Raw genomic sequence first — 24,153 nt, forward strand, 5'->3', positions numbered from 1 at the left:
ATTATAAGAATTTATTTTCCACCAATATCCAAAGCCTCTGAGCATATTCATCCACTTTACTCCATTTTCTGGCATAATAAAGATCACTCAGATATTCCTTTGCTTCTTCAATGCTTCTAAACTGGTTGAGCTGGGCTACCGTTTCATTAAGATCCGCCTGACTTCCATCAAACAGCATCTTTGAAAAAGCAATCCTGTCATTCAAATCCAGTTTGAATTCGGGTTTTTGCTTGTCAGCTTCCATAAAGTTGGTAGGAATATTGGATTTCAAAATGCTTCCTGTTTCCTCCTTCACTACCGGAGCCTGATTTTCCTTGGGAATTTCTCTTTCCAAAGGATCATCGTCAAAAAGAGACTGAACTGCTTTTAGTCCTTTGATATTGGCTAATTTTATTTTTTTCTCCTGATGATATGCATCCAAATTTTCAAAACTTTCATCAGAAGGATGTTTTTCTGTTTCTTCCGGAACAGGTTTATCTATTTCAACAATTTTTCTTCTGTCATATACTTCTGCAAGCACCCGTTCTTCTTTTTCTTCTTCAGGAGTTTCGTTTTTTATCTCACTAAGGATATTTTCTACATTCGAAGTTTCGGTAGCCATTTCTCCCTGCTCTATTGAAGTCGTTGGCGCAATAAACTCTTCCTCAGTTTCTTCAATCAATATTTCATCTTCCAGTGTTTCGGTATCAAAAATACTTGGGATTCTTTCTGTAGGTACTCTGGATTCCTCCACAAATACTTCATCCCTAGGCTTTTCTTCCTGTTGAGCATCCTCTTCTTCAGAACTTTCTATTTCATTCAGCTCATTATTAAACCGTACTTCTTCTTCTGTAATATTTTCATTAAAGACACTATCATCAATATCTTCATCATAGTCCGGGATAGCATCAGCAAGTACTTTTTCTTCATCTATAAAACTTAACACAGCTGCTTCACTTCCCGAAATTTCGTTCTCGTCAATTTCGTTCAGTTGATTGTTAAAAACAGCTTCTTCCTCGGTTACTCCATGCTGAGAGGTTTCTGTTTTTTTGTATTCATAGCTTTCATCAACAAAGCTGATGATATTTTCATGGAATTCATTTTCCATGATTTCATTCAACTGATTATTGAACAATGCTTCTTCATCAATTGCAGCTGCAAAGCTATCATTTTCATTTTCATCAATCTCATTCAGTTCATTATTAAAAATAGCTTCTTCTTCTGTTACTTCATTCCCGGAATCATGAGATTCCAGATCTCCGGAAGCAAAAGAATGATGCTTATTTTCGAAATGGTGAACAGGATCTTCAGTAATGAAATATTCTATATTTTTTTCTACTAATTTCAAAAAAGAAATCCTGTTAGCAAGCTCATCTACAAGATCTTGCTTGGAAAGTAATTCGTCTACGTTATTTATTTTGTCCAGATTATCAATGATATTCTTGGATTCAAAAAAAATTTTTTCCTTTAAATCTTGGATATTCTGCATAATAAGATTCTTATTAAAATTGCTTACTTTTGATGTTAAAAATATACGGCTAATTTAACAAATGTTTTTAGAAAATACAATTAATCATTCCAAACAAAGCGGTTGGATGGAAGTTATCTGTGGCTCTATGTTTTCCGGTAAAACTGAGGAATTAATCCGAAGATTACGGAGAGCAGAAATGGCGGGACAGAATGTAGAAATTTTTAAACCGAAACTGGATGTCCGGTATTCTGAAGATGATGTAGTATCCCATAATCAGAACAAAATACGAAGTACAGCAGTAGAAAATCCTAATGAAATTCTTTTGTTGGCTTCCAACTGTGATGTGGTAGGAATAGATGAAGCTCAGTTTTTTGATGAAAGCATTGTAGAGATTGCCAATCAGCTTGCCAATAGTGGCATAAGAGTAGTTATTGCAGGGTTGGATATGGACTTCCTGGGGCGTCCCTTTGGTCCTATGCCCAATTTGATGGCTACTGCAGAGTATGTAACAAAAGTGCATGCTATTTGTAAGAGAACAGGTAATCTTGCCAATTATTCCATGAGAATTTCTCAGGGAAATAATCTGGTGGAATTGGGTGAAACAGAAAGTTATGAAGCAGTAAGCCGCCGTGTTTTTATGGATGAAGTGCTTGCAAAGAAAAATAATCTAAAAAACTGACAGGCAGGTTTTAAAATAAACAAATTTGCCTTTACATAAATAAGCAGAAAGGGTACCAATGAACTATACAGTACAACAAATTGCAGCAATCACCAATGCACAGGTTATTGGAGATGGAGATTTAATGATCAAAAATATAGCTTTTGACAGCAGAATTATATATTCTACAAAGAATACTGCTTTTATCGCTATAAATACCCATAAAAACTCCGGTGAAAAATTTATTGAATCTGCGATAGACAGGGGGATCCATGTAATTATTTCTGAACATCAGTATCCGCAGTTTGAAAACATAACCTGGATTATTGTTGAGAATTCTGTGGATTTTCTTCAAAAGCTGGCAAAATATCATTTCGAACATTCCCATTTGCAATCCATCGGAATTACGGGAAGTAACGGAAAAACTATTTTAAAAGAATGGCTTTACCAATGCCTGTGGAATGAATTTCCAACGGTAAAAAGCCCTAAAAGTTTTAATTCGCAAATTGGCCTTCCTCTTTCTCTTCTTCAAATCAATACTTCCCATACACTTGGGATTTTTGAAGTGGGAATTTCACAACCGGACGAAATGGAAAATTTAGAAAATATTTTTCATCCTCAAATCGGATTGTTAACCCATATAGGAACAGCACATGCTGCCAACTTTTCTTCGGAAGAAGAACTGATTGATGAAAAGATCAAACTTTTTAAAGATTCTCAGGTGATCATTTATAATGGTGACCATTCTTTAGTAAGCAAAAAAATAAAAGACCTGTACTCAGATAAAAAATTAATCTCTTACGGATTAAAAAAAGAAAACCAGGTCTTCATTAAAAATAATATTTCGAAAGGTGAGAACATCGTCGTTGAATATTTTGGGCAAGAAATCAGTTTTCCGGCCCATCAAAGAGACGAAGCCACGTTAACCAACGCTCTGGCGCTTATCACGGTCCTAAAGGAACTCCATATCGAAAATCAAAAGATCGTCGAAAAAATCAACACTTTAAAAGCCGTTGAAATGAGGCTTGAAGCCATTGAAGGAATTAAAGGCAATATCGTGATCAATGATTCTTTCAATCTGGATCTGGATTCCCTGAAGACTGCTCTGCAGTTTTTAAAAGAATACAATAAACCTAAGAAATCTTTGGTTCTGACAGATATTGTAGGGGTTAATACCAATTCACAGGAATTGTATGAAGAAGTTTCAGAACTGGTTAATGAGCAGCATTTCGATTCTGTATTCTTAATCGGCGATGAAATATCAAAGTTCAGTGAATTATTTAAGTCTAAAACATATACTTTCATAGACACTAAAGAACTTATTGAAAGTAAATACCTTACAGAATTAGAAAATCAGATTATTCTTTTAAAAGGAGCCAGAAAATTTGAAATTGAGAGGCTTAAAGATATCCTTGAACTGAGAAAACATGATACCGTTTTAGAAATTAACCTGAACGCAATTCTTCATAATATCAATTATCATAAATCTCTGCTGAAACCGGGAACTAAAATGATGGCCATGGTAAAAGCCAATGCTTATGGCCTGGGAAGCTATGAAATTTCAGAATTTTTACAGCATCACCATATTGATTATTTAGGAGTAGCCTTTGCCGATGAAGGTGCGGAGCTCCGAAAAAAAGGAATTACCACTCCCATCGTGGTTATGAATCCTGAACAGCACAGCTATCAGACTATTATAGATTATAATCTGGAACCTGAGATTTACAGTTTCAGGGTTTTGGATCTTTTCTATGAAGCGGTTCAGAAGTCCGGGTATGATCAGAAATATCCCATTCATATCAAACTGGAAACAGGAATGCACCGTTTGGGATTTAAAGATTTTGAACTGGATCAGCTAAGCGAAACCTTAGACCACAAAAATCTTAAAGTTCAAAGTATGTTCAGCCATTTATCTTCTTCTGATGTACCGGAAGAAAAAGAATTTACCCTGAATCAGCTAGAAACTTTTGAAAAAAATTCAAGCTATTTAATAGAAAAGCTAGGCTACACCCCTATCCGTCATATTCTAAATTCGTCCGGCATAACATGCTATACCAACTATCAGTATAATATGGTAAGAATTGGAATTGGAATGCTGGGGGAGTCACCAAGTAGTGAAATACAAAAACAACTGCAGTCTGTGGTAAGTTTTAAAACGGTGATTTCACAGATATCATTGGTAGAAAACGGTGAATCTGTAGGCTACAGCAGAAAATACAAAACAGATCATCAGACCCGTATTGCTACTATTCCGGTAGGCTATGCTGACGGTATTCCAAGATTAATAGGAAATCAAATCGGAAAATTGGGAGTTCATAAAACTCTTGCCCCTATTGTTGGAAATATCTGTATGGATATGATGATGCTCAACGTAGATAATATTCCTAATGTAAAGGAAGGAGATACTGTCACTATTTTCAATGCTTACCCTAGCTTAAAAGAATTCGCAGCCTACTGCAAAACTATTACCTATGAAGTATTAACCTCCATTTCCCCTCGGGTGAAACGGATTTATATTAAAGATTAACTATGAGAAAACTCCTGATCATTCTCTTCGTATTCCAATTACTTTTAATCCAGTCACAAGTAAAAAAGGATTTGGTAATTCCCAAAAACCCAAGAATAGGACTATCGCTGGCCGGTGGTGGTGCCAAAGGTTTTTCACATGTTGGAGTACTTAAAGTTTTAGATTCACTGGGAGTCAAAGTAGATTACATTGGCGGAACGAGTATGGGAGCCATTGTCGGAGGTCTTTATGCTGCCGGATATTCCGGAAAGGAAATAGAAAAAATTGTCATGGATACTGATTTCTATTCTCTGATTATGGATCCTAAATCCCGACAGGAATCTACATTTTTCAATAAATCTGTTGACAAATATCTACTATCTATTCCATTAAAAAATGGAAAAATCACACTTCCTTCTTCTATAAGTACAGGTCAAAGGAACGTCTATCTCCTTAAAGAGCTTTTCAAAAATGTTTCGAACATCGATGATTTTTCTAAACTCCCTATCCCCTTCTTTTGTGTAGCCACCAATCTGGAAAGTGGAAATATGCAGATCTTTGAAAAAGGAGACCTTGTACAGTCTATTATGGCAAGTTCAGCATTTCCTTCTTTAATGGATCCTGTAAAGATAGGTGACAGTATTTATATTGATGGAGCTATGACTGTCAATTATCCTTCAAAGCCTTTAAAGGACAAAGGGATCGATATCGTCATTGGAGTGGACCTTAACCAGGATCTTTCAAAAAGAGAAGATTTAAACAATATTATTTCGATTCTCAACCAGGTGATCGACTTCGGAATAAAAAGAGATACAAGAAAGCAATATAAATATACCGATATAAACATCAAGCCGGACTTAAAAGGAATGACTGCTACCAGCTATGATGAGAAAAAAAAGATTCTTGATAGCGGCTATGTAGAGGGAATGAAATATGTCAATGTGCTGGATCAATTACCCAAACGTTCTTTTGACCGCCTAAGACAACGTGTAAACCCAATATATTCCAATGTCTATAAAATAGATAGCCTGGCCATAGAAGGAGGTAAAATATATGGTAAAAACTATGTTTTAGGGAAACTGGGACTGCGTCTCCCCTCTTTACAAACATACGGGAATATCAACCGGATGATTGATAAACTTGTGGCTACTAACAACTACAGATTTATCAACTATGATATCATTCAGCAGAATAATGCCAATTATCTCAAGCTATATGTTACCGAAGATGATGCACGGCATTTTGTAAAATTCGGACTCCATTATGATGAAATTTTCAAAACAGGACTTCTTTTAAACTATTCAGCAAAGAGACTTTTATTTAAAAATTCCAACCTTTCAGTAGATGTGGTTGTTGGGGATAAGCTCAGATATTATCTCAATTATTTTATTGATAACGGATATATTCCCGGATTTGGTATTTATTCTTCGGGAATGAGTTTTGATCTTAAAAACACCGACAATAATATTGTAGATAAATGGGAATGGATCAGAAATGAAGCCTATATCCAATCGATATGGAAAGATAAATTTGCCATTGGAGGCGGTATAAGCCATGATTACTTCAAAGCTGAACTTAACGGCGAGAACAGGCGTTACAGCCGTTTTTTGAACCCTTATGTGTTTTTAAAGACCGATACCCAGGATGACAAAGAATTCCCTACAAAAGGGGTCTATTTCGCAGCCGAAGGAAAGGTCGTAGATCTGTTAAAATCCGAAGTTGAAAAGAGAATTATCCAGATAAAAGCAGATTTAAGAATTAATATTCCGTTAGGAAAACAGTTTACTTATCGTCTTAATCTTTTTGGAGGACTTACTATTGGAGAACATCTTCCCCAATATTATCAGTACAGACTTGGCGGAATTTTTGAACAGAATATCATCAATTTCAAAAGTTTTGGAGGGTTTTACTTTGCACAGCTTCATACCAACAATGTCATTTTAGCATCTAATGATATCCAGTTTAAGTTCAACAAAAACTATTTTATCAGTGGAAATTTCAGCTTTGCCAATCTTTCTAATGATATCAAATTTGAAGATGCAGTTAAAGTGAATTTTAGCTCACTGGGAATAACGGCAGGATATAAATCTCCTTTCGGCCAGATTAAAGTAAACTTTAGCCACTCACTTAAAAATAATCAAAAAGGCATATTCAGTGTTATTTTAGGACACTGGTTTTAAAACAATGATACAATTCTTTTACGAAAACTTACCGGAAAGTGTAAGTACGGATTACAAACAATGGCTGGAAGATATTATTCTTTCAGAAGGAAAAAAACAGGGAGAAATCAATTACATTTTTTGTGATGACGAATATCTTCTCAAGATCAATCAGGACTATTTACAGCATGATTATTATACAGATATTATCACTTTTGATTATGTAAAAGGGAAAACAATAAGCGGAGAGATTTTCGTATCTTTGCAACGCATTTCCGACAACTCCTCTACCCTATCCCGAGATTATGAAGAAGAATTAAGAAGGGTTCTTGCCCATGGTATTCTTCATCTTTCAGGGTATAAGGATAAGACTGAGGACGAGGAAAAAGAGATGCGGAGAATGGAAGATCTGTACTTATCCAGATATAACGATTTAAAGAATTAAAATTAAAGAATTACTTAAAGCTATATATCTAAAGTGCTCTATTCTAGTTGTAATATACATTTACCTAGAGTGCATTCTCCAAAAATGTTTCACGTGAAACATTGCTAGTAAGAACAAAGTGTAAAGCTTAAAATAAGCGAGATAAAAATGATTTCAGAAATATATGATGTAATAGTAGTAGGTGCCGGACACGCAGGTTGTGAAGCCGCAGCCGCAGCCGCGAACCTGGGTTCAAAGACCCTACTCGTTACTATGAATATGCAGACCATCGGACAGATGAGTTGCAACCCGGCAATGGGTGGAATCGCAAAAGGACAGATCGTAAGAGAGATTGATGCAATGGGAGGATACTCCGGAATTATAGCAGATAAATCTGCCATTCAATTCAAAATGCTGAATCTTTCAAAAGGTCCTGCTATGTGGTCTCCAAGAACCCAAAATGACAGAATGCTTTTCGCAGAAGAATGGCGATTAGCGTTAGAGAATACTCCCAATCTTGATTTCTTTCAGGATATGGTAAAACAGCTTATTGTAGAAAACAATAAAGTAACAGGAGTGATTACTTCTTTAGGAATAGAAGTAAAAGGAAAATCTGTAGTCTTAACAAACGGAACATTTCTTAACGGATTAATTCACGTTGGTGATAAACAATTAGGCGGAGGAAGAATGGGAGAACCGAGAGCATTTGGTATTACCGAACAACTCGTTTCTTTAGGATTTGAAGCAGGAAGAATGAAGACCGGTACTCCACCAAGAGTAGATGGAAGAAGTTTGGATTATTCTAAAATGGAAGAACAGAAGGGAGATGAAAATCCTCAAAAATTCAGCTATCTTGATACTCCAAAATTAACGAAACAATTGAGCTGTCATATTGTATATACCAATGAAACGGTACACGATATTTTGCGTGAAGGTTTTGACAGAAGTCCAATGTTCAATGGTACGATTCAAAGTTTAGGTCCAAGATACTGTCCAAGTATCGAAGATAAAATCAACCGTTTTGCAGAAAGAAACAGACATCAGCTTTTCGTAGAACCTGAAGGATGGAGAACTGTAGAGATCTACGTAAATGGATTCAGCTCTTCCCTTCCTGAAGATGTACAGATAAAAGCGATGAAACATATTCCAGGATTTGAAAACGTAAAAGTATTCCGTCCGGGCTATGCTATTGAATATGATTACTTCCCTCCTACCCAATTGAAACATACCTTAGAAACAAAATTAATTGATAATTTATATTTCGCAGGACAAATCAATGGTACTACAGGATATGAAGAGGCAGCAGGCCAAGGTCTGATGGCAGGTATTAATGCACACAATAAAGTTCACGAAAAAGATGAATTCATCCTTAACAGAGATGAAGCTTATATTGGAGTACTAATAGATGATCTGATTACAAAAGGAACTGAAGAACCTTACAGAATGTTTACTTCACGTGCCGAGTACAGACTTCTTTTGAGACAAGACAATGCAGATATCAGATTGACAGAAAAAGCGTATCAATTAGGATTGGCAAAAGAGGAAAGATTAAAGAAAGTAGAATCTAAAATATCTGATAGTCAGTCACTTGAAGAGTTTTTACGAGAAACTTCTTTAAAACCAGGAATGATTAATCCTATTCTGGAATCTATAGAAAGTAATCCTGTAGATCAGGCTTACAGAGCAGCTCAGATCCTTACCAGACCGAATATGACTCTGCATAAACTTGATGAAATTGAAGCCATCAAGGAGTTCTCTTCTCAATATAGCGACGAAGTAAGAGAACAGGCGGAGATTAATATCAAATACAGAGGGTATATAGAAAAAGAAAAGGAGAATGTAGCCAAGCTAAACCGACTGGAAAACATTAAAATCCCTGAAGATTTTGATTATTCAAAGCTATCCAGCCTTTCTACAGAAGCCAAACAGAAGATGACTAACGTCCGCCCTAAGACTATAGCGCAAGCTGGAAGAATAAGCGGAGTCTCTCCATCCGATATAAACGTTTTACTGGTATATTTAGGACGTTAAAAAAATAAATGTTTCACGTGAAACATTTAAAAAATTAAAGCTAAAATTAAGGTATTTAAGAGCGTATTTCAGCTTTTAGATATCTTAATTTTTAAATATAAAGATAACGACTTCAATGAAAATAAAAGATCATTTTCTTTCACAGGAAATATTTGAGATTAAAGAAACACAAACCAAGGGAGTATTTAAAACCACCCCTATCCCATCCCATATTTCCAAATATTATGAAAGCGAAGATTATATTTCCCATCATCAGGATTCCGGAAGTCTGAAAGAAAAATTATATAAATTTCTTCAGTCTTTTAACCTTCAGTATAAAAAAAATATACTGATCGATAGAATCAAAAAAGGATCAAAAGTTTTGGATTACGGATGCGGTGCCGGAGAATTTGTAAAGTATATAGAAAACGATTTTGAAACTTTCGGTTTTGAACCTGATGCTGATGCAAGAAAAGCAGCAGAAACTAAAATAACCAAAGCCAAAATTCTGGACGATATCAATAAAATTGAAGATCAAAGCCTGGATGCAATTACATTATGGCATGTATTTGAGCATATAGAGAACCAGGATGAAATGCTGAATATATTTCACGGGAAATTAAAAGAAAAAGGTCTTTTAATAATTGCCGTTCCCAACCCTACTTCTTACGATGCAAAACATTATAAAGAATATTGGGCAGCTTATGATGTACCAAGACATATCTATCATTTTTCTAAAAATGGAATGGAAAATTTAATTTCAAAGAAATCAGATTGGAAAATGAGAAAAATAAAACCACTTGTCCTGGATTCATATTATATCTCCATGCTAAGCGAAAAATACCAAAAATCACCCCTTTTTTGGCTAAAAGCAACCTTCTATGGAACGATTTCGAACGTAAAAGCCCTTTTTTCGAACGAATTTTCCAGTTTGATATACGTTATCGAAAAAAAGTAGAAAATCGATTTTTGAGCCATTTATGAGGGTCAATTTTAAGCCTTTTTACCTAAAAAATAAAAAACTCAGGAAAATTTCCTGAGTTTTTCAATTTATACAAATATCTTCTTATATGAGGATTTTCAATTTTTCGTTCAAAAAGAGATAAAAAAATTTTCTACCCGTAAGATTTTTTAAAAATGCTTCACGCCTTCAGAAATATTCAATTTTTTTCTTTAATGACCTAAAAAAAATAATTACCACTCCATTCAAAAAAAAAAGACCGGAAAATACCGGTCTATAGTTTTATAGATTAACAATCAAATTACTTACAAAATTTGCATTTCCTTGAATAACAAAAATTGTTGTGTTGTCCACTTTAAATTTTACATCTGAAATCACACCCGCTCCAAAAGTATGTGCATTAAAGAAAAGTTCAGGAACCGGATACATCGGCTGAATAGTATACATCGCCCCTACCCTCTTGTGATTACTGGAAAGCACAGGCGTAATTAAGACTGATGCTCCTCCATTGACAACAGGCAAAGGTGTTTTTACCGATGACAAAACATATTGAGCTTTATTAGATGGATCCGCCAAAAATACAGATGAAGGAGTAAATTCAACTTTAGGTTGATTAGAAATATAAATATTACCTCTGATAGTAGTTGATTGAATAATTGTACTGCTAATATCAATCAAGTTTGTCAGCGCATTACTTCCAAGAACAGTCGAATTATTGGCAATCAAACAATAATTTAATTTTTTAGCTGCTACTGTAACCAATTTAGATGATGAAGTAAAATTATTATTTACAATAGTAATAAAGGAGTACTCATTGAGTTCTGAATTCAATTCATCACGATCCTTATCAAACAGGATTCCCAGGGAATGTCCAATAAAATGATTATCAGAAATCTCTAAAGACTCAGTTCTCGCTAAGATACCTGCTGCATACCTGGAATAATCCCCTTCGGTATAAAGAATGTGTGACACATTATTCTTAACAGTAATACGCTGGCAATCACCACCTTTTCCCTGGATAATAAATAAACACTGCCCTCCGTTATACAGCATTTCCCTTCCTGTAACGTGAATATGCTTCAAGTTATTCGAAGTAATAAATACATTTGAAATAGTACAGCCTTTATCCGGCCAAAGATACACTCCTGCATTAACGATCTCAGCGATATTATCAGAAATTGAAATATTGGTGATATTTCCTTTTTCTTTTTGAATTCCAGCTACAAAATTCATTCTCGTATAATTGTAAACCTTGTTGTTGGAGAATGAAGAATTACTTCCATGGATCTCACAAGCACAACCTACTAATCTCGTTGCCTCATTTCCCATAAAAACATTGTCCTGAACCGACAAAAAATTCACATTTCCATAGATCGTAGAATGATCATAATTCACCTTTTCATTACTCATCACAAGATTTTCAAAAATACAATTATGAATGGAAACTTTACTTCCGTTTCCAGCCCAACCTGCTCCAATACAATTGGTTAAATCCCCATTCGTCCAGTATAATCCATCTATATCCACATTCGTACAATTCCCTCCTTCAAAGCCTATTCTACGTTTATAGGATGTCCTTAACTGAGAAATTTCACCATTGAAATCAATGACTCCCCTACCCTTAAAACTCATATAATAAATAGGCTTAAAAAGCTCAGGATCAACAGCATTGAGACCTGAAAATAGAACAAAGGCTTTATCATCAAAGTACTCACTCAGCTTAATGACACTGTAGTCCTCAAATTCAACATCAAGATAAGATCTAAGTTCCAGAATATTAGCATGTGCCGTCCTTAACGCCAGATCATCAGTGTGAGAATCAATAAGATAATGACCACTGGGAAAGATTAATTTCAATCCAAGCTTAGAACTAATATCGAAGGCTTTTTGAATAGCCGGCCTTTGATCTGCTGTATAGGAAGACCTAGCTCCGAAACTAGTAACATATACCCTTTTAGTAGAAAAAACGACAGTGTTTACGTAGTACTCATTTCCTCTCGAGCGATAAATAATTTCATCTTCTAGTACTCTACTATCATTCGGAATTAGGAAAGTTTCATCAATCCATGTGCTTACTTTTTGAAAGGTGACACTCTCCCCGGTAAAGCTATCAATAAGCTGAACAAGATTATCATTAGGAGCAGAATTTCCTACTGCAAAAAAATCATTTGTATACATCATAATATTTTAATTTGGTACTACAAATGTATCTCCCGCTGACGCCAAAACTTGACGCAAATAAAAAAAAATACCAGAAAAAAATAAGATAATACAAACAAAATTTGCTTCAAAAAGCATAGAAAATAAAAGCAAAACACCCATTTTAAGTTATAACTTTTTATTATAACTATAAGTAATATCTCTTAGTCAACCCATGCAAAAATGCTTTGATAAGAATAAAATAAACTTAGAAAAATTCAGGTTTTGAACAGAATATTCAAACAAATATACGCACCGGACAGCAGTTTATTGACCATGGATTTTATTAAATTCACTAATTATAACAATATTCAATATATATTTAGTATCGAATCAATTCAATTAGGTATTAACATAATCACAAAAATCAATCTTCATGTATAGAAATAACGTAATAAAATACAACAAGCTTACTGCTTTTTTATAGGCTCAATTGTGACTAAAAAAGGTTAAAAACATTGATATTTTAATTTTTCTTGCTCATAAAAATTGCATTAAATTTCAAATTATAGATGAGTGAAAAATTCTGACAAAAAAAAACCTGCTAATAGAATTAGCAGGTTTTATATTTTAAAATTAAAAAATTAATTGTTGATTGCAGCTACACCAGGAAGCTCAAGTCCTTCAAGACTTTCAAGCATTGCTCCCCCGCCTGTAGAAACATAACTTACTTTTTCACCGTATCCGAATTGTTTAACAAAAGCAACACTGTCACCTCCACCCACTAAAGAGAAAGCACCTAATTTTGTTGCTTCAGCAATACTGTCACCAAGAGCAACAGTTCCTCCGGCAAAATTTGACATTTCAAAAACACCAATAGGCCCGTTCCATAGGATAGTTCTGGAATTTAAAAGTACATCATTAAACTGATCTCTTGATTTGTGTCCCGCATCAAGTCCCATCCATCCTTCAGGAATAGAATAAATATCAGCTTCTTTTCTTTCAGCATCATTACTGAAACTCTCAGCGATAATAGCATCAGAAGGAAGATATACTTTTACATTATGTTCTTTAGCTTTACCTAATATTTCCAATGCCAATGGAAGCTTGTCTTCTTCTACCAGAGAATTTCCGATTTTACCTCCCAACGCTTTAATAAAAGTAAAGGCCATACCTCCACCAATAATCAAATTATCTACTGCAGGAAGGATATTTTCTATAATGGTGATTTTAGTTGAAACTTTAGAACCCCCTAAAATAGCAGTTACCGGTCTTTCTCCACTTTTTAATACTTTGTCAATAGCTTTAAGTTCGTTAGCCATCAATAAACCGAAGAACTTAGTCGAAGGAAAGAATTTTGCAATGACAGCTGTAGAAGCATGAGCTCTGTGTGCCGTTCCAAATGCATCGTTTACATAAGCATCACCCAATTTGGAAAGTTGCTCAGCAAAACTTTCGTCTCCTTTTTCTTCTTCATTATGAAAACGTACATTTTCCAATAATAAGATCTCACCAGGTTTCAATTCTGAAGCAGCTTTCTCAGCTTTCTCACCAATAGATTCATCAACAAATTTAACTTCCTGCCCAAGAACGTTGGAAATTTCACCTATAATATGTTTCAGAGAAAACTCATCTTTCACCTCTCCTTTTGGTCTTCCAAGGTGTGTGATCAAGATGACAGATCCGCCATCGTTAAGAATTTTCTCTACTGTCGGTTTTACCGCAACAATTCTTGTGTTATCCGTTACCTGAAGCTGGTCATCCTGCGGAACATTGAAATCCACTCTTACCAGTGCCTTCTTATCTTTAAAATTGAAATCATTGATTGTTTTCATAAATATCGTTGAATTTTCGTTTCACAAATGTAAGGTTTTAAACTTTTTCAACAGATCCATTGAAATAAAAGTTTTCAAAAACTTTCCCCATCCCCATTCACTCACTAATCAACAATTTTTTCTCTTATAAAGAAAAGAATAATGTAGTTGTTGTTGAGTGTTGTTAGTTTCGGGGATAAGTTTTAGGCTAAAAGTTTATAACAAATAGCTTTTGTTAAATTCATATTTAACTCACATTATAAATTGCTGTAAACCTGCTAATTCACACACTTATTAACAGATGTTGATAACTTTACTAAATACCGATTATTAGTAATTTTTTTATGGAAAAAGTTTGGATTAACTGAAGAAAACAATTTGAAAGTTGTGGTTAAAACTTCCGGAAAGGTTTTCTATTACGAAATAAATTCATCTTTAAAAATAGAAAGTTGATAAAAGTTTTCCACACTTATTAACATACCTTTTAACAATTAACCCCCGGTTTACTAACACTATTTGTTATTATTCTTACCTTTGTAAGGAAATAGAATCTAATAAAGCTTAATACAAGTATTATGAAAAGAAAAATTGCTATTGCAGCGGACCATGCAGGCTATGAATATAAGGAGATTGTTAAGAACTATCTCTCGGAACGCTTTGAAGTTCAAGATTTTGGCACGTTTTCCACAAACAGTGTGGATTATCCGGACTTTGTACACCCTGCTGCAACCTCTGTGGAAAACGGAGAGAATGAACTGGGAATTTTGATCTGTGGAAGTGGAAATGGAGTTCAGATCACTGCGAACAAACATCAGAAGATCAGATGTGCACTTTGCTGGATGCCCGAGATTGCAACACTGGCAAGACAGCATAATGATGCTAATATGATTTCGATGCCGGCAAGGTTTATATCCAAGGAAGTGGCTATTGATATTGTAGAGAAATTTCTTTCAACAGATTTCGAAGGTGGAAGACACCAAAATAGAGTTGATAAAATTGCAGCTTGCTAAATATACTGAGGCTTGTAAATCCATTTACAAGCCTTATTTATTTTTTATTCGTACATTTGCAGTGTTCAATAGGAATTACATTCTATTATTCTTCGGAACCTTTTTAATCTATAAAAAGATATTTAACAAAAGGTTTTCTCTTTTCTTCTCCATATTTGTATTAAATTTATACAAAACTAAAATTCCCGTTATAGCTGATTTAAAAAGGAAATTACTGTTGATTGACTAAAAGAAATTGAATAGTAAAATTAAGTTACCTTTATATAAGCATAAGTGGAAAATTTAGAAAAAGGTTTTAATTGAATTAAAGCCAGAAACAATTAAAAGAAAATTAAAATGCCAAAAAAAAGAAAATATATAAGTCATAAAAATGATTTGAAAATGATGGAAATCGGGAGACTGATTCTTCGTTTTATGAATGCTAACGCATCAAAAATTTATAACTATAAACAGATTGCTGACGGGATAGATTATAAGAATCCGAGACAGCGCGAACTTGTTATCCAGGCACTGCATAAACTTCAGGGATCGGAAAAGATTAAGGAAGTGGAAAAAGGTAAATATATTGTGAATTTGAAAATTGCGGGAACACTATCCGGAATTATCGATTTCAATCAAAGTGGAAATGCCTATGTAAGTGTAGAAGGAATGGAAGATGATATCTTCGTTCATGCGAAAAATGTGAAAGATGCTTTGCAGGGTGATAAGGTTCTTATTATAACTTACCATTATAAAGGAAAGAAACTGGAAGGCTCTGTATTGGAAGTTCTGGAAAGAAACAGAACAGAGTTTGTAGGGACTTTTCAGAAGGTAGCCCACAAAGATTTTGGTTTTGTAGTCTGTGACAAAAAATCTATCAATACAGATATTTTTATTCCGAAAACAAAATTCAATGATGCCCAGGATGGAGATAAGGTGATTGTTAAAATGACTGAATGGAAACCTGGAGATAAAAATCCTGAGGGGGAAATCATTCAGGTATTGGGGGCTCCGGGAGAACACGAGACGGAGATCCACTCTATTCTTGCAGAATATGGACTTCCTTATGAATTTCCACCGGAAGTTGAAGCCGATGCAGACAAGATCGACAGAAGCATTACGGATGAAGAGGCCTCGAAGCGCTGGGATATGCGTGATATCTGTACATTTACCATTGACCCTAAAGATGCTAAAGACTTTGATGATGCTTTATCTATCAGAAAACTGGAAAATGGAAATTGGGAAATTGGAGTTCATATTGCAGATGTATCCCATTATGTAGTTCCGGGAACGATTCTGGATGATGAAGCTTATAAAAGAGCAACCTCGGTGTATTTAGTAGACAGAGTTGTTCCGATGTTACCTGAAGTATTGAGTAATGATGTTTGTTCTCTTCGTCCCAACGAAGATAAATATACGTTTTCAGCCGTTTTTGAATTGAACGATCAGGCAGAAATTCAAAAACAGTGGTTTGGAAGAACGGTAATCCATTCAGACAGAAGATTTACCTATGAAGAAGCTCAGGAACGTATAGAAACGGGAGAAGGCGATCTTGCCGAAGAGATAAATACTCTGGACAAACTAGCCAAGATTTTGCGTGATGAACGTATCAGAAAAGGAGCCATTACTTTTGACAGAAGTGAAGTGAGATTCAATCTGGATGAAAATAATGAACCGATTGGGGTTTACTTTAAAATAAGTAAGGATTCCAATCACCTGATCGAAGAATTTATGCTTTTAGCTAATAAAAAAGTATCTGAATTTGTCTCATTGACTAAAAAAGGAGAAATCACCAACAATACATTTATTTACAGGATCCACGATGATCCGGATCCTGCAAAACTGGAAGCATTGAGAGATTTTGTGTCTACTTTCGGATATACAATGAATCTTGCCAATACCAAAAAAGTAGCAGAATCCTTGAATAAATTACTTCATGATGTCAAAGGAAAAGGAGAAGAGAATATGATTGAAACGCTGGCCATGAGAAGTATGAGTAAGGCGGTATATTCTACAGATCCTATTGGGCATTACGGACTGGGCTTTGATTATTACAGTCACTTCACCTCTCCTATCCGTCGTTATCCGGATTTGATTGCTCACCGTCTTCTTCAGCATTATCTGGATGGAGGAAAATCTCCAGACAGACCGCAGCTTGAAGATAAAGCAAAACACTGCAGTTCTATGGAAAGACTGGCAGCTGATGCAGAAAGAGATTCCATCAAATTCATGCAGGTGAAATTTATGGAAAAACATCTTGGAGAAACATTTACAGGAGTGATTTCAGGAGTTGCAGAATTTGGTTTTTGGGTTGAAATACCTGAAAATGGTGCAGAAGGATTAATCAAGCTGAGAGACCTTGTGGATGATTCTTACTCATATGATGCAAAAACACATGCTGTATATGGGGTAAGACACGGAAACAGATATCAGTTGGGAGATGAACTTCGCATTAAGGTAGTGAAAGCTAATCTTATTCAAAAACAATTAGACTTTCAGGTCGTTTAAAATAACAATAAAGGGAGGCTGTTCTGCACAAGGACAGCCTCTTTTTTTTTCAGTTTTTTCAAAGGAACAGCATTATTTTTACGCGTTATCTCCGGACTTCAGAAACATTTACCCTCTTATTTTTACTTTATTTTCTTATCCTAAACTTGCTTTAATTGGAGTTGATATATAACAACTTTATTGAATAATTAAATCATAAAGTCTAACTTTGTATAAAACGGAATGAAAATCTTTTTCATTTTAAATCATATTAAATGTTTGAACTTGTACTATCTGCCGTTATACTAGGATTCATGCTGAGTCTGGTTTTTATAGGGCCTATATTTTTCCTCTTAATTGAAACCAGCTTTTCCAGAGGCCCCAAACATGCTTTGGCTTTAGATCTGGGAGTAATCAGTGCAGATTTATTGTGCATTGTTGCGGCATATTATGCCAGTTCGGATATTGTCACTTTAATTGATAAACATCCCGGGTTTTACAGGATAACTTCTATCCTTATTTTTGTATACGGAATTGTGATGCTGGTCACTAAAACCAAAATGCATATGCCCGGCGAAGAAAGAATTATCGGACAAAATTATTTTAAAACGTTTTTTAATGGTTTTTTCTTCAATCTCTTAAATGTAGGAGTCATCCTTTTCTGGCTGGTAACGGTAATTTCTGTAAGAAATCAATATCCCGACACCAGCAGTTTTATTTTATATATAGGCATTGTACTGGCAACCTATCTTTCCATTGATCTTGCTAAAATATTTCTTGCCAAGCAATTTCACGATAAACTTACCCAGAAGCTGGCTAATAAAATCAGAAGAGTGGTTGGGGTAATTCTTATAGTTTTCAGTTTCTTTATTTTCCTGCAGAGCTTTAAAAAGTTTAATCAGTTTGAAAGACAATTAGAGGAAGCTGAAAAGAAAGAAGTCAAATATCAAAAAACAGAATGAAAAAAAATATCTTTCCACAACCCCTTAAAAAGGGGGCTAAAATAGCTGTTATTTCCCCTGCTGGAGCTGTAGATGTAGCTCAGCTGGAAAAGGGAATAGAAATGATTAAAAATAAAGGATTTGAACCTGTTTTGGGAGAGCATCTTTATACCAAGTTTTCAAATGGTTATAATTATGCCGGAACAGAGCAGGAAAGAATACAGGATATCAACTGGGCTTTAAATGATAAAGAAGTGGGTGCTATTTGGGCTTCCAGAGGAGGCTATGGCTGCCAGCACCTGATCCAGCATCTGAAATTGAAAAACTTCACCAAAAATCCGAAATGGTATATCGGGTATTCTGATAACACGGTGGTACAGAGCTATCTGCTGAAAAAAGGATTTGTTTCCATTCATGGGCAGACCATCAAAACATCAAGTTTTGGAGTAACAGAAGAAAGTTATGACATGATCTTTGATATCTTAAAAGGGAAAACTCCTAAATACAGTCTGAATTCTCATGCATTAAATAAAAAAGGCAATATAGAAGGGGAAGTCGTAGGAGGAAATTTAGCCCTGGTGTATGCCCTTCTGGGAACCCGTTATTCTTTTGAATTTAAAGACAAAATTCTATTCATTGAAGATATCGGAGAAAATTTTTATGCTTTAGACCGAATGATTATGAGTCTTGAATTAGCCGGGGTTTTTCATAAAATCAAGGGGCTTATTGTGGGAGGGATGACCAATATGGGAGATGAAAAAGACAATAAAAGCTATGAAGAAAGCTTTGACGAATTTGCTTATCAAATGATTTCAGAAAGACTTTCAAAATATAAATTCCCTGTAGTTTTTGGTTTTCCAAATGGACACATTAAAGATAACAGACCTCTTTTAATTGGAGGAAATGCTAAAATAAAAGTGGAGGCCAAAGTAAAGATTGAGTTCTAAGATGTACTAATTCTCAAATTAAGACTATGGCTCATCATAATGATTTTGGTAAAATAGCAGAAGACCTGGCCGCTGATTATCTTCGGAAAGAGGGCTATACCATATTGGCCAGAAACTTTCGTTTTCAGAAAGCAGAGATTGATATTATTGCTGAAAAAGAAGATGTAATCATTATTGTAGAAGTAAAAGCAAGATCTACGGATGCATTTATCCTCCCTCAGGAAGCCGTTACCAAAACGAAGATGAAGTCGATTGTCTCTGCAGCCAACCATTATTTAGAGGAAACAGATAAAAAGAATGAGGTAAGATTTGATATTATTTCAGTTCTTCCTGATGAAAAAAGAAAATTAAGTATTGACCATATAATCGATGCTTTTCAGGCATTGGATGCCAACTGATCAATACGTGTTTCAGCATATAAAGGAGTCAGTCAATATCAAAAAATTCAAATAGTAAGAGACTCGTATATGGAAACATTTTTACATTAAAATTTCAAGACTATGAAGACAATATTAATAACCGGAGCTACTTCTGGTATAGGTAAATCCACAGCGGAACTTCTGGCAAAACAAGGCAACAGAATAATCATTTGCGGTAGAAGAAGTGAAGCATTAGAATCTTTAAAAACGGAGTTGTCTGAATTTACCGAAATATTTAGTTTAATATTTGATGTGAGAAACCTTGAAGAAGTTGAGACAGCCATTAATTCCCTTCCCGAAAATTGGAAAGATATTGATGTTCTGATTAATAATGCCGGGAATGCACATGGATTAGATCCTCTTTCTGCCGGCAAGACTGATGACTGGGATTCTATGATTGACGGAAACGTAAAGGGACTGCTCTATGTTTCAAAAATGATCATTCCAACTATGAAAACTAAAAATTTAGGTCATGTTGTCAATATAAGTTCTGTGGCAGCAAGGCAAACATATGCCAATGGAGTTGTTTACTGTGCTACCAAAAAGGCCGTGGATGTGATTTCTGAAGGAATGAGACTGGAGCTTACAGAGTTTGGAATTAAAGTGACCAATATTCAGCCGGGAGCTGTGGAAACGGATTTTTCTTTAGTGAGGTTTAAAGGAGACAGTGAAAAAGCGTCAACCGTATACGCCGGATATGAACCTTTAAAAGCAGAAGACATTGCAGATGCTATCGCTTACTGTGTAAATGCGCCTAAACATGTTTGTGTTTCTGATATGACCATTTATCCAAGTGCTCAGGCAGAACCAAGAACCATCTACAGAAAATAGTCTCAAAATAAAGGAGTAAATTTGCAGCATATTAAAAAGCAATTTTGCGGTTTAGCTTAAAATAAAAAAATGAAAATTTTATATCTTGAAACCTCTTCTAAAAACTGTTCTGTAGCGATTTCAGACAATGAAAAACTATTATGTCTTTCCGAAGAAGTTTCTGAAAACTATAAACAGTCTGAAAGCCTGCACACATTTGTAGAGTGGGCATTGGAAGGAGCAGGAATTTCACTGAAAGATATTGAGGCCGTGTCACTAGGTAAAGGGCCGGGTTCTTATACGGGATTAAGAATTGGAGCAGCTTCTGCAAAAGGATTCAGCTATGGACTGAATATTCCAATGATTGCCGTTAATTCTATGGAAAGCATGATAGAGCCTTTTTTAGGGCATAACTATGATTTTGTAGTGCCATTGATCGACGCAAGGAGAATGGAGGTTTATACGGCGGTTTATGACGGTCTGACGGGAATTGAAGTCAGTACTACAGAAGCAAAGATTTTAGATGAAACCTCTTTTGAAGAGTTTAAAGATAAAAAAGTGATATTTGTAGGTGACGGAGCCAAGAAGGCGAAAGAGATTCTGAATCTTCCCCAGGCTGACTTTAAAGACGATGTCTACCCTTCTGCACAGTTTCTTATCAAAAGAACATTAGAGAAAATAAACAATAAAGACTTTGAAGATACCGCTTATTTTGAACCTTTTTATTTGAAAGATTTCCATGGAGTAAAGAAAAAGAAATCTTCAGATTCTAATGACCAGTAAAAAAAGCAATTACATAAAAAAAGCGAAGATTTAATCTTCGCTTTTTTATTTTATTGAGGCCTTTTAGGAATGGTTGATTCCGTGGGCTGCTGTGTTGCTCTTTTCTTTTTTTCCTGCTGGTTGTTACTGCCAGGCTTTTTTGGAGTTTCTAAGCCCTCTAAATTATTGTTATTGAGGCCGGCTTTTTGTAAGCCTTCCTGTACAGGTACAGATGAACTGGCATTAGGCTGTACAGGCACTTCTGGCTGCTTAGGAACAGAATTCCCTTTATTGTCAGTGGCCTGGAAGCTAAGATCACTTTTCAGATAATTCAGCATTTCTTTAGCCCTCACTCCTTCCGGAGTTTTAGAATAATTCAGTGCAATCTGCTCAAGCTGCAGGATCATAACCTCTTTTCCACTGGATTTTCCTGCATTAAAGGCATTGAGTAAATACAGTTTAGGAACTAAAGCATCTTTTGGAAACTTCTGGATCGTCTGGTCAATAATGTTCTTACTGTCATCAAACTTCTCCGATTCAAATAAAGCATAGGCCTTTTTATATTCATTTTCAACATCTTCCGTAGATTTTACAAATGAATTATTTTTAGGATTTCTTGCAAATTCAGCGTATGAAGTATAAGGGTAGTCCTTTAAAAGAATCTGTTTGGCCCTGTCTGATATCTGAGGATTTTTCTCGTAGTTCATGGCAAAAATCTCATACAGTGCCTGAAGCATTACCTTCTCTTCAGGTTTTACATCTACAAGGTCATACAGCGTTTTTGTAGCTAAAGGCGTATTGGTAAAATAATTCTGATACATGATTCCAAGGCCTAAAGAGGCTGTATCCCTGTCCTTTTTCAGCTGGGATAGTTTACCCTGGTCTGTTGGGATCTGCTCAATATAATAAGCCGGTTCAAAACGTCTGGGGTTAGGGGCGGCTGTCACTCCTAAAGCTTCATTCTTCATGTCTTCAATAGAAACCATCTTTTTTGAAAAACGCCAGTTATCAGCAAGAGCTCTGTCTCCCCAAACCTGTTTAAAGGATGATGTTCCTTTGCTTACTGTTCCGGTATTACTAAAATAAAAGCCTTTTGTAGTAACCCCAAAATCTTCAAAAGCATTGGTATTATTGGCAAAAATAGAATTGGCATTATAATCTCCGGTATCAAAACCTTTGTTTCTTTCCGCACGTCTTCTCTCCTGCTCTTCTTTTTCTTCTTTAGCCTTTAGCTTAGCGATATACTTGGAGAAAAAGTCTGTTTTCTGCCCCTCATCCATCCTTGCTAACGAAAGAATACTATCATTTTTTTTAATCAGATAATAGTTTTTCGAGATTTTTTTAATGTATTCAGACTGATCTTTCAGCAAAACCTTGGAAGGCTCATAAGTCATTACCACAAGTGCTGAATCATAGTAACTTCCGGCACCGATATAGTCATTCTTTTCCAGATAGCTCTTCCCTATTTCATAATATGCCAAACCTCTGATTTGAGGATCGGAAACCTTTTCAAATAAAGATTTTCTGAAAAACTGCTGGGCTTCGTCTTTTTTTCCTGCCTTATTGGCCATCAGACCTAAAGCATAATAAAATTCATTCTTTCTGGAAGCGTAAGTCCCTTTTTTACTGATGCTTTCCAGGTAATTTTTTGCGCCATTGTAGTCTCCTTTTCCATTAAAAGTCTTGGCAATAGCAATCTGGGATTTTACTTCAAATTCAAAATCATTGGCATATTTGTAGGCTGCAGCATAGCTGTCTCTTGCCTTTTCATTTTGTCCGAGATTTTCCTGTACCTGCCCTCTGAGATAAGCAATCCTGCTCTTAAGCTTCCTGTTACCATTCAGTTCAAATGCTTCATCCAGCTCTTTTGCAGCCTCCTCTTTCTTACCGGAATCCAACAGAGACTCAGCATAATAAATACTCAGAAGTTTTGCATAGGTTTTATTGATCTTCTCCCCTTTCAGCTTGGCAAAAGTTTCATGGGCTCTATGATAATCTTTGATGTTGTCATAAGCTAACCCCTGATAAATTCTTGCCAATGGAATCCTTTTATCATCTTTCATACGGGTGAAAACATAATTCAGGGCATCCAGAGCTTCCAAAGGTTTGTTTTGATAAATTCTGGATTGTGCCAGGATCATATAGGCTTCAAAAATCTGTTTATTCTTCTCTTCCCCGTTTCTGATCACCGAATATTTATTGATAGCCTTCAGTGCTTTAGCTTCAGCGATCTCTAAAGTGGTAGCCCCTTTATTCTGGCCGTCATCCTGATTATCCTGGGCGTTTCCAGGCATATTTCCCTGCATTCCCGGGATATTCGGGATACCGGTGCCATTTCTTCCCGATGTCTTGGGGTTGGCTACTTCAGCCATTTTCATGGAATTCTCTGCAAAAGCTGCAGACTGTCCAAGATCACTTCCTAAAGGCTGTTCTTCATAGGTGAGAATAGGGATATAAGGAGCATAAAAATTATCTTTATGTCCCTTGTCTCTGGTGGTGAACTCACTGTTTAATGCATCCTTAGCATTAAAAAGGGTGTTATAATATGTGGAAAAACCTTTCAATAGCTTAGACCGCTGCTCTGGCTTTTTTGTTTTGGTAGCACATGAAGCAACGATACACATTACTAAAAGGAACAATATATTCTTTTTCATTATTCAATATAACTAGCTAATTT

At 35.4% G+C, this 24,153-nt stretch carries 17 protein-coding genes; 13 read left to right on the forward strand and 4 right to left on the reverse strand.

All coding sequences use genetic code 11. From position 1 onward, the window contains the following. Position 1: 1 nt before the first annotated feature. Positions 2-1,468, reverse strand: coding sequence for a hypothetical protein (locus B8967_RS17150; RefSeq protein ID WP_047489979.1), 1,467 nt, complete (start codon positions 1,466-1,468; stop codon positions 2-4). A 61-nt stretch (positions 1,469-1,529) separates the two neighbouring features. Here B8967_RS17150 and B8967_RS17155 point away from each other — a divergent pair, with 61 nt between their 5' ends. The 6 genes from B8967_RS17155 to B8967_RS17180 all read left to right on the forward strand — a co-directional run bounded on the left by B8967_RS17155 (position 1,530) and on the right by B8967_RS17180 (position 10,165). After that, positions 1,530-2,129 carry a thymidine kinase gene (locus B8967_RS17155; RefSeq protein WP_047489976.1) on the forward strand — a complete coding sequence of 200 codons (600 nt, stop codon included), beginning with the start codon at positions 1,530-1,532 and terminating at the stop codon, positions 2,127-2,129. Between the two features lie 58 nt (positions 2,130-2,187). Next, positions 2,188-4,635 carry a bifunctional UDP-N-acetylmuramoyl-tripeptide:D-alanyl-D-alanine ligase/alanine racemase gene (locus tag B8967_RS17160; protein WP_047489974.1) on the forward strand — a complete coding sequence of 816 codons (2,448 nt, stop codon included), beginning with the start codon at positions 2,188-2,190 and terminating at the stop codon, positions 4,633-4,635. Positions 4,636-4,637: 2 nt separating this feature from the next. Beyond that, a complete protein-coding gene (locus tag B8967_RS17165) occupies positions 4,638-6,794 on the forward strand; it encodes a patatin-like phospholipase family protein (protein WP_047489971.1) in 2,157 nt (718 codons plus the stop codon). A gap of 4 nt (positions 6,795-6,798) precedes the next feature. Continuing rightward, complete coding sequence (gene ybeY, locus B8967_RS17170) at positions 6,799-7,218, forward strand: rRNA maturation RNase YbeY (protein ID WP_047489968.1); 420 nt, start codon at positions 6,799-6,801, stop codon at positions 7,216-7,218. 147 nt (positions 7,219-7,365) lie between these two features. Next, on the forward strand, positions 7,366-9,228 hold the full coding sequence (gene mnmG, locus B8967_RS17175) for a tRNA uridine-5-carboxymethylaminomethyl(34) synthesis enzyme MnmG (RefSeq protein ID WP_084086877.1): 1,863 nt from the start codon (positions 7,366-7,368) through the stop codon (positions 9,226-9,228). A 115-nt stretch (positions 9,229-9,343) separates the two neighbouring features. Next, positions 9,344-10,165, forward strand: a complete 822-nt coding sequence (locus B8967_RS17180) for a class I SAM-dependent methyltransferase (RefSeq protein ID WP_084086878.1) — start codon at positions 9,344-9,346, stop codon at positions 10,163-10,165. Positions 10,166-10,450: 285 nt separating this feature from the next. Here B8967_RS17180 and B8967_RS17185 read toward each other — a convergent pair whose 3' ends face one another. Together B8967_RS17185 and B8967_RS17190 are read right to left on the reverse strand one after the other, a co-directional pair. Next, entirely contained in the window at positions 10,451-12,349 is a 1,899-nt protein-coding gene (locus B8967_RS17185) for a glycoside hydrolase family protein (RefSeq protein ID WP_143330548.1), read from the reverse strand. Between the two features lie 602 nt (positions 12,350-12,951). Further along, positions 12,952-14,142: a phosphoglycerate kinase gene (locus B8967_RS17190; RefSeq protein WP_084086880.1), complete on the reverse strand. Its 1,191-nt coding sequence runs from the start codon at positions 14,140-14,142 to the stop codon at positions 12,952-12,954. Positions 14,143-14,696: 554 nt separating this feature from the next. Here B8967_RS17190 and rpiB point away from each other — a divergent pair. The 7 genes from rpiB to tsaB all read left to right on the forward strand — a co-directional run bounded on the left by rpiB (position 14,697) and on the right by tsaB (position 21,497). Further along, positions 14,697-15,131 (forward strand): ribose 5-phosphate isomerase B, encoded by a 435-nt coding sequence (gene rpiB, locus B8967_RS17195; RefSeq protein WP_047489952.1) that lies wholly within the window; start codon positions 14,697-14,699, stop codon positions 15,129-15,131. Positions 15,132-15,467: 336 nt separating this feature from the next. Next, entirely contained in the window at positions 15,468-17,618 is a 2,151-nt protein-coding gene (gene rnr, locus B8967_RS17200; RefSeq protein WP_047489949.1) for a ribonuclease R, read from the forward strand. A 254-nt stretch (positions 17,619-17,872) separates the two neighbouring features. Continuing rightward, positions 17,873-18,559 (forward strand): LysE family translocator, encoded by a 687-nt coding sequence (locus B8967_RS17205; RefSeq protein ID WP_047489946.1) that lies wholly within the window; start codon positions 17,873-17,875, stop codon positions 18,557-18,559. Beyond that, positions 18,556-19,485 (forward strand): S66 peptidase family protein, encoded by a 930-nt coding sequence (locus B8967_RS17210; protein WP_084086881.1) that lies wholly within the window; start codon positions 18,556-18,558, stop codon positions 19,483-19,485. Before B8967_RS17205 ends, B8967_RS17210 begins: the two co-directional genes overlap by 4 nt. Before the next feature lie 26 nt (positions 19,486-19,511). Beyond that, entirely contained in the window at positions 19,512-19,883 is a 372-nt protein-coding gene (locus tag B8967_RS17215; RefSeq protein WP_047489942.1) for a YraN family protein, read from the forward strand. Positions 19,884-19,985: 102 nt separating this feature from the next. Further along, entirely contained in the window at positions 19,986-20,735 is a 750-nt protein-coding gene (locus B8967_RS17220) for an SDR family NAD(P)-dependent oxidoreductase (protein WP_084086882.1), read from the forward strand. 69 nt (positions 20,736-20,804) lie between these two features. Continuing rightward, a complete protein-coding gene (gene tsaB, locus B8967_RS17225) occupies positions 20,805-21,497 on the forward strand; it encodes a tRNA (adenosine(37)-N6)-threonylcarbamoyltransferase complex dimerization subunit type 1 TsaB (RefSeq protein ID WP_084086883.1) in 693 nt (230 codons plus the stop codon). A gap of 50 nt (positions 21,498-21,547) precedes the next feature. Here tsaB and B8967_RS17230 read toward each other — a convergent pair whose 3' ends face one another. Then, positions 21,548-24,130 (reverse strand): type IX secretion system periplasmic lipoprotein PorW/SprE, encoded by a 2,583-nt coding sequence (locus tag B8967_RS17230; RefSeq protein WP_084086884.1) that lies wholly within the window; start codon positions 24,128-24,130, stop codon positions 21,548-21,550. Between the last annotated feature and the right edge of the window lie 23 nt (positions 24,131-24,153).

Origin of the sequence: Chryseobacterium sp. YR221 (assembly GCF_900176315.1) — a bacterium.
Taxonomy (GTDB): domain Bacteria; phylum Bacteroidota; class Bacteroidia; order Flavobacteriales; family Weeksellaceae; genus Chryseobacterium; species Chryseobacterium rhizosphaerae.